9 protein-coding genes and 1 pseudogene are annotated in these 17687 nt (G+C 38.3%); 5 read left to right on the forward strand and 5 right to left on the reverse strand.

What is annotated here, in order from left to right; all coding sequences use genetic code 11:
* Window positions 1–218 precede the first annotated feature (218 nt).
* The 4 genes from nagB (at window position 219) to E1750_RS00900 (ending at window position 6963) form a co-directional block, all read left to right on the forward strand.
* Window positions 219–2156 carry a glucosamine-6-phosphate deaminase gene (gene nagB, locus E1750_RS00885; protein ID WP_133274942.1) on the forward strand — a complete coding sequence of 646 codons (1938 nt, stop codon included), beginning with the start codon at window positions 219–221 and terminating at the stop codon, window positions 2154–2156.
* A gap of 312 nt (window positions 2157–2468) precedes the next feature.
* Complete coding sequence (locus tag E1750_RS00890) at window positions 2469–4253, forward strand: DUF1800 domain-containing protein (RefSeq protein ID WP_165697987.1); 1785 nt, start codon at window positions 2469–2471, stop codon at window positions 4251–4253.
* A gap of 76 nt (window positions 4254–4329) precedes the next feature.
* A complete protein-coding gene (locus E1750_RS00895) occupies window positions 4330–5946 on the forward strand; it encodes a DUF1501 domain-containing protein (protein WP_133274944.1) in 1617 nt (538 codons plus the stop codon).
* 162 nt (window positions 5947–6108) lie between these two features.
* Window positions 6109–6963: a CvfB family protein gene (locus E1750_RS00900; RefSeq protein WP_133274945.1), complete on the forward strand. Its 855-nt coding sequence runs from the start codon at window positions 6109–6111 to the stop codon at window positions 6961–6963.
* A 274-nt stretch (window positions 6964–7237) separates the two neighbouring features.
* On the opposite strand, the gene E1750_RS00905 is transcribed toward E1750_RS00900, so the two are convergent.
* Complete coding sequence (locus tag E1750_RS00905; protein ID WP_133274946.1) at window positions 7238–8893, reverse strand: T9SS C-terminal target domain-containing protein; 1656 nt, start codon at window positions 8891–8893, stop codon at window positions 7238–7240.
* A 201-nt stretch (window positions 8894–9094) separates the two neighbouring features.
* Here E1750_RS00905 and E1750_RS00910 point away from each other — a divergent pair.
* Window positions 9095–9271: pseudogene (locus tag E1750_RS00910) on the forward strand (GntR family transcriptional regulator); the annotation flags it as partial.
* An 85-nt stretch (window positions 9272–9356) separates the two neighbouring features.
* On the opposite strand, the gene E1750_RS00915 reads toward E1750_RS00910, so the two are convergent.
* From E1750_RS00915 to E1750_RS00930, 4 genes are all read right to left on the reverse strand, one after another.
* Window positions 9357–10412 carry an NAD(P)-dependent alcohol dehydrogenase gene (locus E1750_RS00915; protein WP_133274947.1) on the reverse strand — a complete coding sequence of 352 codons (1056 nt, stop codon included), beginning with the start codon at window positions 10410–10412 and terminating at the stop codon, window positions 9357–9359.
* 312 nt (window positions 10413–10724) lie between these two features.
* Window positions 10725–12842: a xanthine dehydrogenase family protein molybdopterin-binding subunit gene (locus E1750_RS00920; RefSeq protein WP_133274948.1), complete on the reverse strand. Its 2118-nt coding sequence runs from the start codon at window positions 12840–12842 to the stop codon at window positions 10725–10727.
* Window positions 12839–13321: a (2Fe-2S)-binding protein gene (locus E1750_RS00925; protein ID WP_133274949.1), complete on the reverse strand. Its 483-nt coding sequence runs from the start codon at window positions 13319–13321 to the stop codon at window positions 12839–12841. The genes E1750_RS00920 and E1750_RS00925 overlap by 4 nt, the downstream gene beginning before the upstream one ends.
* 647 nt (window positions 13322–13968) lie before the next feature.
* Window positions 13969–16485 (reverse strand): hypothetical protein, encoded by a 2517-nt coding sequence (locus E1750_RS00930; RefSeq protein ID WP_133274950.1) that lies wholly within the window; start codon window positions 16483–16485, stop codon window positions 13969–13971.
* Window positions 16486–17687: the final 1202 nt, after the last annotated feature.

Here is a 17687-nt window from a genome sequence, read left to right on the forward strand (position 1 = left end):
AATAAAATTATTTATTAATTAACATTGAATTAGTAATAATTTTATATATTTGTATCAATGGATTGGCAATGCTTGATTCTTTTGGAATCAGAACCTGTTTTTTGAATCCAAAAAACAAATCATTTTGTATTGATTTCCAATAGTATCCCGTTCTAATTTGTTGAATCCATTAGCATATTTAAAATAATAGTGAAGTATTTAATCCAAATAAAATCCAAATGAAAATTACTGTAGAAGTATCCCCAGACATCACTTACAAAAGTCCGGGAAAATTTGAAGAAACAAGATTCGAGAAAATTCACAACGAAATTTTCAAAAACTCCGCCGAAGCCTCGGTTATCGTAGCGCGAGAAATAGCTCAATTGATCCAAGCCAAACAAGCCAAAAACAAACCTTGTGTTTTGGGTTTAGCAACGGGCTCTTCGCCAATCAAAGTGTATGAAGAATTGGTGAGAATGCACAAAGAAGAAGGATTGAGTTTTAGCAATGTGGTTACTTTCAATTTGGATGAATACTATCCAATGTCGAAGGAAAACAACCAAAGCTATTTCTATTTTATGCATCAGCATCTTTTCAATCATATCGATATTGATCCTGAAAACGTGAACATTCCCGATGGAACCGTTCCTTTCGAAGATTTGAATCAATATTGCATTGATTATGAAATGAAAATAAAAAATGCCGGTGGACTCGATTTTCAATTGCTTGGAATCGGTCGAACAGGTCACGTAGGTTTCAACGAACCGGGTTCACACATCAACTCAGGAACTAGAATTATTACTTTGGACCACATTACCAGAGTCGATGCTTCCTTCGATTTCAATGGCATAGATTTCGTACCCAAACGAGCCGTAACAATGGGAGTTTCGACCATACTTCGCTCTAAAAGAATCGTTTTGATGGCTTGGGGACAAAACAAAGCCGAGATCATCAAAAGAACCATTCAAGGCGAAATCAGTTCCGAGATTCCAGCGACATTTTTGCAAAATCATAGCAATACTACTTTCGTTTTAGACCAATCGGCTGCTTCGGAATTGACCCGTAACAAAACCCCGTGGTTGGTAGGCGAATGCCTTTGGACACCGGAATTGAAAAGCAAAGCCATCGTTTGGCTATGCCAAAAAACAAATCAGTCCATATTGAAATTGACCGACAGGGATTACAACAACAACGGAATGTCCGACCTTTTGGCATCGGGTGGTTCGGCTTACGATTTGAACATCAATATGTTCAACGTTTTGCAACACACCATCACCGGTTGGCCCGGAGGAAAACCCAATACCGACGACAGCAACCGTCCCGAAAGAGCGAATCCAGCCAAAAAAAGAGTCATTCTATTCAGCCCTCATCCCGATGATGATGTGATTTCGATGGGTGGAACTTTCTCCAAATTAATCAAACAAGGTCACGAGGTGCACGTGGTGTATCAAACTTCCGGAAACATAGCCGTTACAGACGATGAAGCTTTGAAATTCGCCGAAGTATGCAACGATTTTGTGGGCGAAGACGAGAGCAAAATCAATTTCCAAGCGGTTATCGATTTCTTGAAAAATAAATCGGAGGATCAAATAGATTCTGTCGAAGTGCGCAAACTAAAAGGACTCATCCGAAGAAGAGAATCGTATGCTGCCGTTCGTTACATTGGCTTGAAAGACGAAAACACCCATTTTCTAGATTTGCCTTTTTACGAAACAGGACAGGTTAAGAAAAACCCAATTGGCGAGGAAGACATTGCCATTGTAGCAGATATTATCGAAAAAATAAAACCACATCAAGTTTTTGCGGCAGGTGATCTTGCCGATCCACACGGAACCCACGAAGTATGTTTGAACGCTATTTTTGCTGCTTTGAAAAGGCTGAAATCAAAACCTTATATGCGTGATTGTTGGTTGTGGTTGTACCGTGGCGCTTGGCACGAATGGGATTTGCACGAAATAGATATGGCTGTACCATTGAGCCCTGATGAAGTAATGCTCAAAAGACACGCTATTTTGTACCATCAATCGCAAAAAGACCGAGTGATGTTTCAAGGCAACGATTCCAGAGAATTCTGGGTTAGAGCAGAAGACCGAAACAAACACACTGCAAAATTGTATGATGAATTAGGTCTTGCTGAATATGAAGCCATAGAAGCTTTTAAACGTTTTACCTATTAAATGGCAGTAGTTCTTTAATTGCTTTAAAATTAATTTTGTCCGATAAAAAACAACAGGTTTTGTTTTTTAGCGGACAATCTTTTTGATAGCGACTAGTTTTTAAGATGGCTTTGGATTCATTTTAAGCATAAAATCCGTTTTTTAATGCAATTGTGGAGGTGTCCACTGATAGCTAATTTTCGGTCTCTTTGTGTTTCTTTTTGTACGGTATTTCAATTTGATAACGGGATAGCACTAAAGAAAACTATCTAAATTTCAAAAAGTTACAAGAAATTAGTATATTAGCTCAAACTTTTTATAATGCCCCACACTATGAATCGAAGAAGCCTTTTGAAAATGCTCGTTTCCAGAAACGCGAACACCGTTGACCCTTTATTCGAAAAATACCGACGAAAAAAATTTTTTAACCGTAAATATTCGGCTGGTATCAACGCCAGAACTAGTCCCGTTTCGAGCGGATTGGCAGCCTACACCGGCGCATGGACTATCAATGAAGCCGCTTATTTGTTGAGACATACCCAATTTGGATTCAAAAAATCCGATGCTGATGCTTTTGTGAATCTTGGGATGAATGCGGCGGTCGATCTCCTTTTAAATTTTACCAATACGACCCCAAGTCCACCTGTAAATTATTACCAACCCGATGCTGCCGATGAAAATGGGTTAGCGTATGGGAGCGATTGGACCCAAAATGTTTTTACCTCAGGCGCTATTGGAGGTACGACCAACACCAACAGAACCAGAGGACTGGCCGCTTGGTGTTTTGCACTCGGACTCAATCAGGATTTAAATATTCGCGAGAAAATGTCCTTGTTTTGGTATCATTTTATCCCCATTGATTTTACGGTCGTTCGAATTTCTCAAAACTCCTATTGTGGCAGCAATTCGGCAAGAATTTGCTACGATTATATGAAGTATTTTCGTGAAAATTGCTTGGGAAATTTCAAAAGTATTATTCGAAATATGGCCACGCAACCCGCTATGATGTACTACTTGAACAATCAAGCCAATTCTAAAAATGCTCCCGACGAAAATTTTGCACGAGAAGTAATGGAATTGTTTACTTTAGGAAAAGATCCGCTCAGTGAGTACACTCAGGAAGATGTCGTGCAAGCAGCCAAAGTGCTGACCGGCTGGAGAGTTAAAAATTTGAATGCTTATCCCACGACCACTACCTATGACGACACCTTGCACGATAAAACCACCAAGACTTTCTCTTCGTTTTTCAATAATACGACCATAAATGGCACAGGGGCCAATGAGCTCGATGCATTTGTCGATATGATTTTTTCCAAATCGGTGGTGGTCTCCGAATACATCTGCCGACGATTGTACCGTTTCTTCGTTTATTACGATATCGATGCCACAATTGAAGCGAATGTCATTACCCCATTGGCACAAGTTTTTGTAGCCAATAATTGGAATATTCAACCTGTTTTGGATACTCTTTTCAAAAGTCAACATTTTTACGATATGGCCAATAGAGGTGCGTATATTAAATCGCCTTTAGATTTGGTCATTGGCTCGTTGCGAACGTTCAATATCAACACTACAATATCCGACGCCACGAATTACAACGCACAATATAAAATTTGGAACGATTTCAATTCCAATTTTCTATTGCCAATCGAACAAGTCATGGGGACCATTCCGAATGTTTCGGGATGGAATGCCTTCTATCAAAAACCATCCTTTCACGAATATTGGATTAACTCGACCACCACTCAAAAGAGGTTTAGTTTTTTATCAAGCATTTTCAATGGTTATACTAAAACGTTTAATGGACTTAGCACCAGAATAGAAGTGGATGTCATTGCTTGGGTGAAGCAGTTTCCAAACGAAGTAGTCATAGATCCTGACCTATTAGTCGATCAATGTGTCAAATATTTGTTGCCGATTGATTTGAGTACCACGGTTAAAAACACCCTGAAAATGCAGAATTTACTATCCAATCAAACGGATAATAATTATTGGACAGTAGCTTGGAGTAACTATATTTCCAATCCCAGCAACACCACCTATACCAGCACGGTAAAAACCAGATTGAAGAGTTTGCTGCTCACCATTACCCAACTTGCCGAATATCAATTAATGTAAATCGAGAACTTTTTTTTTTGCTTCGATGGTGAGGCAGGAAAGACGAAGCCACCCCCAAATCTAGACAACCAAAGACATGAAAAGAAGAGAATTTATAAAAACCACAGCTGCGGCCTCTGTACCACTGCTTTTCGGCGGTGTGCCGGTAATGGCATCTTCGCAAATCGAAAATACTTCTTTAGAAAAAATGGCGCTTGCCGCGGCCAATTGTGGGCGAATACTAGTGATTGTGCAACAAAACGGCGGGAACGACGGCTTAAATACGGTATTTGCTTTAGACAAATGGACTAATTTGGTCAATGCAAGAAGCAATATTTTAATGAATAATTCCCAAGTACTTCCCTTAAATAATAACCTGAGTACCGGTTTGCATCCCGCAATGGCTGAAATGCAAGGACTGTACAACAATGGAAAACTGATGATTGTCCAAGGTGTTTCCTATCCGAATCCTAATTTCAGTCATTTCAGAGCCACCGATATTTGGTTTACCGGTTCGGGTAGCAATACCACCTTAGATAGCGGATGGTTGGGGAGAGCCTTGGATATAAAATATCCTAATTTTCCAGCCGACTATCCAACGGCCGAAATGCCTGATCCTTTGGCTATTCAAATTGGTTCAACGCTACCTTTTATCTTGCAGGGTCAGAATATCAATATGGGGTACAGTGTCACCGATCCTAACAGTTTGTTGAATGTTATCAATGCCAATACCGACCCGGCACCCGACAATGATTATGGTCATGAATTGACTTTTCTACGACTGATGAAAGACCAAAGTAATGTGTACCGACAAACCATTCAAACGGCTTATGGTGTGCCTTTGAGCAATACCGTAACCTACCCGTCGAGTAACAAACTAGCCGATCAATTAAAGATTGTAGCCAAATTGATCAATGGCGGTTTGAAAACCCCGGTGTACATTGTCAATCATCCCAATACGCACGACACCCACGAGAATCAAGTGGGCACTACCGATAAGACCACGGGTTCACAAGCGACCAATTTAACCTTGCTTTCCCAAGCTATTGGCGCATTTCAGCAGGATTTGGAGCTTATGGGCAAAGCCGATCAAGTGGCCGGGATGACCTTTAGTGAGTTTGGCCGACGCATCAAAAGCAATGCCAGTTTGGGCACCGATCACGGCTCAGCAGCTCCTGTAATGTTTTTTGGTACCGCTCTGAATACAAGTCCCACCCAAGTAGCCGGAACGCAATATCCGGTGCCGGGTATGATTGGTACTTCGCCAGACATCCCCTTAAATGCCACAGTCAGCAACCAAGTACCGATGCAATTCGATTACCGTCAATTGTACGCTTCCTTAATGCAAGATTGGCTTTGTATGACCGAAGCCGAAGTGACCCAAGTATTCGGAAGTAATTTTGCAAAACTGCCCATTTTCAGCGCTGTACTTTTGAGTTCAGTGGATTTCGATAAGGAACAATACCAAGATATCTCCGTCTATCCCAATCCCTGTTCCGATGGAAATATAACCCTTCGTTTGCCTCAGATTAGCAACGATTACATCCAAGTTTCCTTGCTTTCCATCAATGGCACTTTACTCCAAAGCGCGAGTTATAAAATGCAAGGACAAGAATTGCAATTGCATTATAATCAGCTAGTTTCCGACGCTATATACATTCTTCATTTGGATTGGAATGGCAGGACTTTTTATAAAAAAATTATCACTAGATAATCAAGAAATCTACTTTTAAAAAAAAGTACACTAATTGTAAGAATGAATGGAATTTGTGATGATTGGTGTAATTTGTGGTTAAAAGTCTTGAAAGCGAATGCCATGGCTTTAAAATAAATCCTTTCAATCTTCGTACCTTTGCACTTTACAAATGACAAGAAAATGATTGAAATAGGAAAATACAACACGCTCACCATCTTACGCGATACCAAAGTAGGTCTGTTTTTGGGAAATCCCGAAAAAGACCCCGAAGGAATCCACGACATACTTTTACCCAATAAATACGTGCCCAACGAATGGGAAATAGGCGAGGAGATCATCGTTTTTGTCTACTTAGACCACGAAGAACGACCGGTCGCCACTACACTTGAACCGTATATTTTATTAAATGAATTTGCGCTTTTGCGCGTGAACTACGTCAACCAAGTGGGCGCTTTTATGGATTGGGGAATGGAAAAAGACATTCTCGTACCCTTCAAAGAACAAGCACGCCCGATGGAAAAAGGAAAACGCTATTTGGTGTATCTTTATATGGACGAAAAAACCAAACGTTTGGTAGCGTCGAGCAAAACCAATCAGTTTTTGAACAACAATAACCTCACGGTCGAAAAAGGGGAAGAAGTCGATTTAATCGTTTCCCACATCACCGAATTGGGCATCAACGTCATCATCAACGAGCAGCACAAAGGACTTTTGTACAAAGACGAAGTGTATGACGATGCCATTCGAACAGGAGACAGAATGCGAGGCTACATTAAAACCATTCGTCCTGACAACAAAATCGATGTGTCACTACAAATCCAAGGCTATCAAAACATCGAACCCAATGCCGAGAAAATCCTAGACGAATTGCGTGCCAGTCGTGGCTTCTTGCGCCTGACCGACAATTCCCATCCCGAAGACATCAAAACGGTCTTGAAAATGAGCAAGAAAACCTTCAAGAAAGCCATCGGCGCTTTGTATAAAGAGAAACTCATCGAGATCAAGGAAGACGGTATATATTTGGTGAAGGAGTAAGCTAATAGTATCGTTTTATAGAATAGTAAGATAGCAATGCAATAAACGACCCCGAGGGATTTGCTACCCAAAGTTCAGCTGGTCATACATCAGTTTTATTGCCGTGGCGAAGGGTTATAGCTAAGATTTATCAGGCTAAGATTTTATAAAAACTGCTCGTAACGCAAAACCTAGTCATTACTATGCGGACTTTGTAAGAGTGTTTTTAATAGATTATTTGAATATAATACAAAACCCTTTAAGCTATTGTAGTTTAAAGGGTTTTGTCTTCTTTTTATTTCAAAATCATTTTTATTGTTTTTAATTCGTCATCAGCCCAAATTTTGGCAATATAAACTCCTTTTTTAATAAATAAGTTGTTTTTAGTTTTGGCATCCCATTCAATTTCATATTGGCCAATAGTTTTGTTCTCATTGATTACATTTTTTACCAATTCGCCATTCATATCATAAATGTTAATTTTAACTAATGCACTTCTTGTAAGTTTAAAAGATAGTACGGTCTTATCGACAAATGGATTGGGATAGTTTTGCAGTAAAACTATTTTTTCAATTGGGTATTCAGCGCTTTCATTAGTACTATTTCCATCTTGATACTGTTTAGGAAGCGAAAATCGCCAAACATCGTTATCTACATTGAGATAATTGGTAAAATCAAGGAAATCGAAAGTTTCTCTATCTCCTCCAAAGGTATATATCGCATCTTTCATATGTTCACGATTACCTTTTACAACTACAACATCAAAATCATATTTAATATCTGCAGGGGATTCGGCATTCCAAGGTTTGTCTTTTAACATTTCCCAATCTTTCCCATCTTTACTTACCCATACATCGACGGGATTTGAGGCTACATACTTGCTTTGAGAATTATTTGTAGGGTTAAAATTAGGATCTAAGCCAAAACCGCCAAAAAGAACAAAATGATTATCAGCTACCACCACCTGATGTCCGGGTCTTGAGCTCCATTGAGCCGCTGCTGTTACAATTTCCCATGTTTTACCATCTTTTGTACGCCATACATCATTGTAATACGGAGGACATCTTGGAGTGAATGGATTACAAATAAATCCGTCTTCACCACCGATCATATACAAATAGCCACTTTTGACAACAGCAACGCCCCCAGCTCTTGGCGCCCAGGGTGCATTTTTTGTCATACATTCCCAATTTTTTCCATCTTTTGATTTCCAAACATCATTGTAATATATTCTTGCCGGTCCCCCCGGTGTTATGGATGAATCATCATTTACTGAACCACCCATTACATAAATTTCATTATTAAATAATACTGCGCTTAAGCCGGCTCTTGGAGACCATCTTTTTATCGATGGCATATCTTTAGTCATATTAGTCCATTTTATGCCATCTTCACTCCGCCAAACATCATTAAAAAACTCAGATTTTGATATTTTAGCTGGACATGGACCACAAAATGGATAGCCAGGGTTATCAATAATAGTGAAGTTTTGCCCACCAATAATATACATGTATTTTCCGTTGTTGATTGCTTGAAAATAAGCTCTTGCAGGCCAATGAGTTTCATCGTTAGTTTCTAGAATTCTAGTCCACGATTTTCCGTAATCTTTACTTTTCCATACATCGCCCCATATTTTACTAGCGCCAATAACATCGGTTACAAACGGATTAATAGGGGTTCTACCGCCAAAAATGTAAAAATCCCCCTTTAGGTTTAAAGCTTGTAATCCTGCTCTAGCTTCCCATTCTGAATTTTTATTAATTTCCGTCCATTCCCAAAACTGAAACTTTTTCATAATTGAATCCATCCAATTCATTGAATTATTGGATGTAAGTGTGAAAAATAAAATAATCAGGAAAGCAGGATAAAAAGCCTTTTTCAAGTATGCAGCTTTTTTTAATTTATTTGAAAAAGCAATACTAAATTTTGAAGTTGTGTTTGAATTTCTCATAGCTCTATATTTAATTGATTTGTAAGAATCTAAATTAGAGTAGGTTGAAAAAAAACTATAAAATTCAGGGTGAAAATAATTATACTCAAATTTATGATATTTTTTTTAATAGAGTATTGTAAATAATGAATAAATTCAATACTGCTTTATGTTTTAATAAAAAAGCAGAACAAGTTAATCTAATTTTCAATCATTTTTTATTTAAGGCAATTGCTCGCCAGCAGTGGCTTTTTGCGCCTAACCGACAATTCCCATCCCGAAGACATCAAAACGGTCTTGAAAATGAGCAAGAAAACCTTCAAGAAAGCCATCGGCGCTTTGTATAAAGAGAAAGGCATCGAGATCAAGGAAGACGGTATATATTTGGTGAAGGAGTAAACTTTTATTTTTTTTATAAAGCAAAAATCCCAAACATCATCTATTAAAAGTGGTGTCTGGGATTCTAATTTTTAAGGACTATTTCCTATTTCAATGAAGCCATATCGATTACAAAACGATATCGTACATCACTTTTGAGCATTCTTTCATAGGCTTCGTTAATATCCTGCATTTTGATGATTTCAATTTCTGAAACTATTTGGTGTTCGCCGCAAAAATCTAACATTTCTTGTGTTTCGGCTATCCCACCAATAAGTGAGCCTGCAATTGATTTTCGTCCTAAAATCATCGGCACGGTATTCAAGAAAGGGTCAATAGGTCCCAAATAGCCTACCAAAACCAAAGTACCACTGATGTTTAGCGTAGCCACATACGGATTGATGTCGTGAACGTAGGGAACGGTATCAATAATCAAATCAAATTTACCCATCACGGAGGCCATTTGCGTTTCATCGGTCGAAATCAGTACAGCATCCGCTCCTAAGTCCAATGCATCTTTTTCTTTACCGGGACTTCTTGAAAAAAGAGTGACTTCAGCGCCTAAGCCTTTAGCCAATTTAATAGCCATATGACCTAATCCGCCCAAACCGACTACGGCTACTTTACTGCCTTGAGTTACCTTCCAATGCCGAAGGGGCGACCAAGTAGTGATACCGGCACAAAGTAGAGGAGCTACAGCAGCTAAATCCAAATGAGCTGGCACTTTCAATACAAAATGTTCATCTACGACCACTTTTTCAGAGTAACCACCGTATGTATGGCCACCCAGATGCTTGTCGGCGCCACCATAGGTTCCAACCCATCCATTTAAGCAGTATTGTTCCAAGTCTTGTTCACAGCTACTACAAGTCTGGCAAGAATCGACCAAACAGCCTACTGCAGCGATATCGCCTACTTTAAGTTTGGTAACCTCGTTGCCTATTTTGGTTACTCGCCCCACAATTTCGTGACCTGGGACAGTAGGATATACTGTAAATCCCCAATCGTTTCTCGCAGTGTGCAAATCCGAATGGCAAACACCACAATATAAAATGTCAATTTCAATGTCTTTGGCCGTTACTTCCCTACGATCAATATGCATCTCGTTTAGAGGAGCATCGGCTGCATTGGTGCCAAAAGCTTTTACGTTTGTTGTTTTCATAACTGTTTTTTTTATTACTGTTAATTACTAATCTATTAAAAGAAGAAATATAATTTTTGCCTTAATTTCAAAGTAGGATAATGAGTCGCCTCCAACTGCGGGGATTTATATCATTGCAATTTACCAAATTATTGCGATTGAGGGGATTTTCTTCAGTGAATAAATTATTAAGAATACTTAACCGAGCCTAAATAAATTACAAATTCAAAAAATCGTAAATTGTATATTGTAGCCTGCAACTTTCAACTTTAAACTCCAAACTCCAAACTCCAAACTCCAAACTCCAAACCATAAACTTTAAACCCCAAACCTCTACCGCATTGCGGCTAAAATTCGTTCCGGACTAATTGGCATTTGGTTCACTCGGGCACCGCAGGCGTCGAATACTGCATTGGCAATAGCACCTCCTACACAAATGATCGCGGGTTCACCTCCGCCTTCAGGTTTGGCCTCTTTTTTATCAACGAAAACACAAGTAATAGGTGGGGTTTTCGAAAAACGGGTAATTTCATAATTGCCGAAACCAGTAGTTTTTAAGTCCCCACCTTCAAAGGCAATATCCTCATAGAGGGCATACCCTAAGCCCATCGTAAGCCCGCCTTCGGTTTGAATTGTTGCGCCATGCGGATTGATCACTTGTCCCATATCTTGAGCACAGACCATTCGAATCGGCTGCACAACCCCTGTCGCTTTATCGACAAAAACTTCGGCAATTAAGGCCACGCAAGTACCGGCATCTTCCCCGAGAGCTATCCCATATCCATGGCTTGGTTTTTTAGGTTTATCCCAGCCAAAAGTTTTGGCAGCCAAGGTTAAAGTTGCCGACATTCTTTCATTATTCAAATTGTTCAAGCGAAATTGCAAAGGATCAACACCTATTTTATGCGCAGTCACATCAATATGCGATTCTCTAGCAAAAGTGGTGGAATTATTTCCTGGTGCCCTCCAAGCCCCCACATCGAAAGGATGCGCCTTTTTATCATCGAACATGCGCGTGCGATTGTGCTCCACCTCATAAAACAATGAAGTACCTCTTGTACCAGCGCAATAAATATCAAAATTCCATAATTTCAATTTACCATTACGGTCCACGCCCGAACGGACTTTCATCAAAGCGGCGGGGCGAAAGCCTACCAGCATAAATTCTTCGCGTCTTGACCAAATCAATTGTACCGGTTTTCCGCAAATCTTGGCGATTCTAGCAGCTTCTACGGCTTGATTGTCACTAATTTTACCACCAAAACCACCCCCCAAAAGGATTTGTTTGACGTGCACTTTTTCTAATTCTACATTCAAGGCTTTGGCGATATGTTTGCGCGTACCAAAAGGAGTCTGAGTAGAAGCCCAAATCGTCAGTTTGTCTCCTTCAAAATAGCAGGTAGCGCAATGGGTTTCCATCGAAGCATGGGCTTTATAGCCATCATAATAATCGGCTTCGATAACCGTCTCCGACAGCGTTTTGCCGGTGGCCAAGTCGCCTCCTTCTTGATGAATCTTAGATGTTTGGATGGTATTCTCTAAATGTTTAAAAATAGTATCCTGATTGACATTGATTTTTGGAGATTCCCATTTGACTTTTACGGTCTGCGCGGCAGCGTAAGCCATTTCAGAATTAGAATGAATCACAGCCACCAGATTGCCATCCTCAAGTAACTGTGCTCCCTCAAAATCGGCAAGTTTAGAAGCATCTAAACTGATTTTTTTAGAACGAAAAACAGCAGGTCGAACGATGCGTGCATAAACCATCCCGGGTAATTTGATGTCACCACTGTATTTTGCTTTTCCACTAACCTTCGACTCCGCGTCCAACCGGACAATCGAAGTTCCGATAACTTTAAAATCCTTAGCTTTTTTGAGAACCGGTTTGTCGCTAAGTTTTTCAATAATCTTTTGACCTTTGGTGAGTGCTGCATAAGATATTTTTTTCGAAGGCTCATTTTTAACATAAACAATGCCTTCTTTTACCTCAAGCAATTCAGGAGCCACCTTCAACTGTGCCGCAGCAAGACCGATCAAGACGATTCTCGCTTCGGCAGCGGCAGCTCGCAAAACAGGATCGACAAAACGAGTGGTCATCGAACCCCAAGTACCTTCATCGTAAGGACACAACTCGGTATCGCCCATAACCATATCAATTGAATAAACAGACACTTCCAATTCTTCGGCTACGGCTTGCGCTAAAGAGGTGCCAACGCCTTGTCCCATTTCAATTTTTCCGGTATAACAATCCACACGACCATCTTCTTTAACTCTCAAATAAGCATTAAAATTCAACACTTCTGCCGCTGGATTGTTCGCCCAACCGTCGAGGATAGACCATTGACCAATAGTAAAAGTTACAATGATGCCGCCACCCAATTTTTTCAAAAAACCACGTCGGCTTTCGAGTAGTGCTGTAGCCATTTCACTTGTAATAACATCGTTTTTCATAGCTTCGGTTTTTTAGACATTTCTTGGGCTGCAGTGGCAATAGCATCTAAAATGCGATTGTAGGAACCGCATCGGCATAAATTTTCTTCCATACCGTTGATGATTTCGGTGCGACTCGGTTTTGGATTTCGCAATAATAAGCCGTAAGCATTCATAATCATCCCCGGCGTACAGAAACCACATTGCATCGAATCGTGCGTGATAAAGGCTTTTTGAATAGGGTGTAGGCTGCCATTTTCACTCATCCCTTCAATCGAGATAATCGCTGCTCCAGCCACATCTTCCACAGCAACCATGCACGACCGTATCGCTTTGTTATCAATCAAAACGGTACAGGCACCGCATTCTCCCTGCCCACATCCGAATTTAGTACCTGTTAAATCCAAATATTCTCTGAGTACGGTCAATAGCGAATCCGTTCCGTTTGCCGTCACGGTGACCGTTTCTCGGTTTAGCGTAAAACTTATTTTTTGTTTCATTTTTTATGTTTTTTACCCTTGGGTGAAATTCATTTTTTACAATGCCATTAAAAAAAGTAAAACCAATTGACGTTTTTTTTGAATAGTAGCACAGTTAATGACCTACTTTAAATATTGATGTAGTTATTTTAGAAAAAGTAGTATCTATTTTGTCTTCCTAATTTTTGCAAACCAGTGAAGTACTTTTGATTTTTTGTATGTATTCTTCAACCTAAGAAAGATAAAATCGAAATTTTGTCGGTGGTCAAAAAGACGGTTCTTTATGCTGGTTCCTTTTGCTATCTGCTGTTGTATTTGCGATGCTGCTGAGGCAGAAAGACCTGTTGTAACTTGTATAGCTAATAGTCGATTTTTTCTGTTTAGTTTATTTTGACTACTAAACAAATATATGAAAAAAAGTGAAAATTATAAACGAATCTTTTATTCAAAAATAATTTTTGATGAAGTGATAAGAAGTAGGGAACACATTGAGAGGTTCCCTGATTTTTCGCAGGATCTTTAGAGTTCATTAGCTAAAATTCTAATGAAAGTTTATAAAGGATGATGAAATTGCAAATCAACGACGGAAAGTATTTAAAATACAGACAGACTCCATTGCAAAATCGCTAGAGTTTTGATCAGAAAATAAATGCAATCGCTCGAGTATTTTATTCAATAATATCCTTGAAGGCGACATTGAATTTGGCGTCTAACAAAGTCAAATACTCTTTGCAAAAATCGTCATACGATTGTTTTGCCAAACCTTTTTTGCCCAAAGCATATAAGGATTTACACTTGATGATTATCGCTTCTTCGTTGAGCGGATCGTATTTAAGGATGGTATTGGCAATCAACTCTAGTAAGCTTAAGTTTTTATGATTGGTCGACAAAAAGTCCAAGCCGTCAATAATACGATTGGATACTTCAACTTTGAAAGGTTCAATCCACTCGTTTTGGACATCAGGACAAATTTCACCTGCCGAAATAATATTCAAAAATTCAACAATTTTATCTTCTTCGTTGCCTTCTTTTTTGATGTGTGCCAACATTTTGTTCACATACTGATAATCGCAGAATGTATTTTCGCCAAATTGGATGTTCCAATAGGTGTTTTCGTGATTCAATTCGACATCGCCAATTTTTTCGAGCAATAATTTAAGTTTGCTGATGTTCACGTTTTTATTGTTACGTGCGCTATTCTCGGATTTATCGTACCATAAATTTTCGATTACTTTGTGCGAAGTGATGCCTTTTTCGTTTTTGGATTTAGACATCAGAATCAATAAGAAAAGCTGTTTTAGGGTAGGGGTAAACTGAGAAGTAATGTCCTTGCCTTCTTTATCAAAAACTTCAAAACCTCCGAACAAATAGATGGCTGATTTTTTAATTTTGTTGTAAGCTGCGGGTTCATAATGTTCGTCGAATGCGGTTGATGCAGCCAGAGGTTCACGGCTAACGGTGGTTGTGGATTCTTTTTTGGGTTTTCTTTGCAGAAATAATACAATCAAAGCCAGAATAATCAGCACCAAAAGAATGGCGTAAAGGTAGGTTGTCCAAGGGGTTGCTTCTTTTTGAAACACGTCGGATTCAAGCATCGGCGGATACACCAAGGAATACATATTGACCGTCCCTTCATTGGCAGTAATGGCGCAAAGTTTGCTGCTATTAGCATCCAAAAATAAGTTGCCATTCGATTTAATATCGAGAAATTTATACGGAATCACATCAGGAAATACCGTGATGTCAAATTTATTAATACCAATTCGTGCCAGTTTTAAAGTGGTATTGAAGGTATTGTTGTCGTAAAGTAAAGAATAGAAATGATTGGATTGGGCATCGATAACCATTGAACCGACGGGTACAAATGGCGCTTGATCTAAATTGGCTCTTTCCCAGAGTTTACGGGTTTTGAAACCGTTAAAATCAACAGTATAAAGGTCATAATAGCAGTGGCTATTGACCGCCTGACTTCCTGATTTGCTGCCGTAGCCACCAAATATTAAGAATTTATCTTTGTTTAGGATTCCTGCCGAGCTTAAATACCTGGGATTGATAGTAGAATTGCCCTCAACTGACTGCCAAACTTCATTTTTGGGATGAATTTTTTTGAAACTGTTTTTGTATTTGTAATGGCCATAACCGCCAAAGGTAATCAGGCTGCCGTCTTGCGGAGAAATCAACTTATTGTGGTGCCAAAAATTAGGTTCGACACAATAGTTTTCGTTGCTTGACCAACTAAGGCTGTTGAAACTAAATTTGGAAATTAAATTTTTATCAAAGGAATACGACCAGATTTCGTTGGTTTTTTCGTTATAAATAAAATTATTTCCCTGACACGGAAAAGGCTTGTTTTTGTACCGTAGCGTGTCTAACTGTTGCGTTTTCAGATCGTAGGTATACACTGCTTTTTGGTCTATGAAGTAGACGAGACCTCGTTTTTCATTTGGAGCAATTCCCAGTAAGTTACTGAATCGCAATTGCTTAGCATTTTTCCAATACAAATGTTGATCTAAATGCCAAATTGGATTTAGAGTGGTGGCGAGGTCATTTTTAATTTCGTCATATACGCTGTTGTTTTTCAGGTGTTTGCCTAAAATCCAATTTCGAACAAGGGATTCCTCTTCGTATAAGCGGATGTGTTTGATACTCATTGGACTCACATCGGTGGTCACAAAATTTTTCAAATTGCTTTTACCGAAAACGATTTCGTAATCTTTCACTTCAGTCAAATCTTTGACTTTTTTTGTGATAATATGCCCATTTATCGACAAGGATATCGAGGAATTGAGGGCATCCACCTCGATTTTGAATTTCATCCATTTTTCGATACCGCCTTGAGGAATTTCTTTCCATTGAAAGGTAGATAAAATAGCGTTGTTGACCACCAATGTAAATACCGGATTCGATCCGCCTTCAAAATTGGAAATCAGGTCGATGTTATAGTTTTTGTTGCCTAAAATTTTAAAGATATTACCATAGTAACCGTCTGTGGGATGAAAGCTAGCTTCAAATTCCATCGCAAATCCATTGCTGAATCCAAAGGGTGTGGTAGGTGTTAGGTTAAGTGAGGTTCGCTTATCTTTATTTACTTTGTTTGATGAAAAAAGCAAGCCATTGTATGGGTTATCTTGAGCATAACCTAAACAAATCAAAAATGTAAAGAGGACAAGTAAAATTTTTTTCATTTAGTCGATTTGGATTGTGCTGTACTGCCTTCTATAAAATAACGTAATTATTTAAAAAACTTGAAAATGTATAAAAAAAAAGAGTGTTATCAATTAGCGCTGTTTTTTTTGCGAATATAATTCATTTTTTAAATTATATCGATATATTAAAATATTTTTCAATCAAATGTTGGTGCATTTGCCTTTAAATTTCACCTTGTATTTAACTCTAAATCAATAGATTTCAAAATCACCAAAATAAATATAGATATACCTATATATTACACTTCATTTTTTCGTTTTTTTTCGTGTAGTTTACGCTTTTAAATGGGCTTATTTTGTTTTTATTTAGCTGCCATAATTAGAGTTTTCCGAACCTGAGCAGGCGAAAATGCAAAATACTCTGCCATAGGTCTTTGCTGATTTTTGCAAGTTTAGGCTCGCGCGGAATTCTAGTAGAATAGATTGGTTTGGGATCGAAATGGAAGTTCAAAAATAGTGCTAATTCAGATTTTGGTACTAAAATCATAAGGTTTTAAAAATTAGTAGTACGATTATTTATAAATATTCAGTTCTGAACTATTGGATTAAGAAAAATGAGTCTGAAAAAAGGTGAATTTTCACAGGAGCTCAAGAAACTCTTAAAAAAGTGTTCTACTGGGTGTGTGGTGATAATAAATTTGAAATTAATGTAAACCACATAGAAAAGTAGTCGAAATTGTTAAAAAAGATTGACATAGAAAATTCTTTTTACACATAATAATATGAATACTATGCAAAAGCGAAGCTTTCTACAAATAGAATCTATATTCTAATAGCTATGGAAGCATAATATATACTATAGGGTAAAAAAAACTCCGCAACGTTTCCGCTTAAACCTATAAAAGTAATGTTTTGTGTTTCGTACAGATTTTACGATAGTAGAAAAACGTTATTTTTTTGAAATGTAAAAATAGGGGTAGTTTCAAGTGTTAAAATTGATTAAATAATGTTTTTTTTGGTGTTTTTTTTAGAAAAGATACAAATTAATAAAATATTAATAGATTTTTTATTGATTATTATTCCAATATTAAGCTAGCAGATTGAAATTTGTATCATTAATAATTGAAATCACGTATTGCAAAGAAAATCCTTTTAACAAAATTAACATTAATAATATGAACTAAAAAATAGCAAAGAGGGGCTGCCTCAAGAACAACAAATCCAAATTATAAACTAATCAC

This window comes from Flavobacterium nackdongense, from assembly GCF_004355225.1.
In the GTDB taxonomy this organism is placed as follows: Bacteria; Bacteroidota; Bacteroidia; order Flavobacteriales; family Flavobacteriaceae; genus Flavobacterium; species Flavobacterium nackdongense.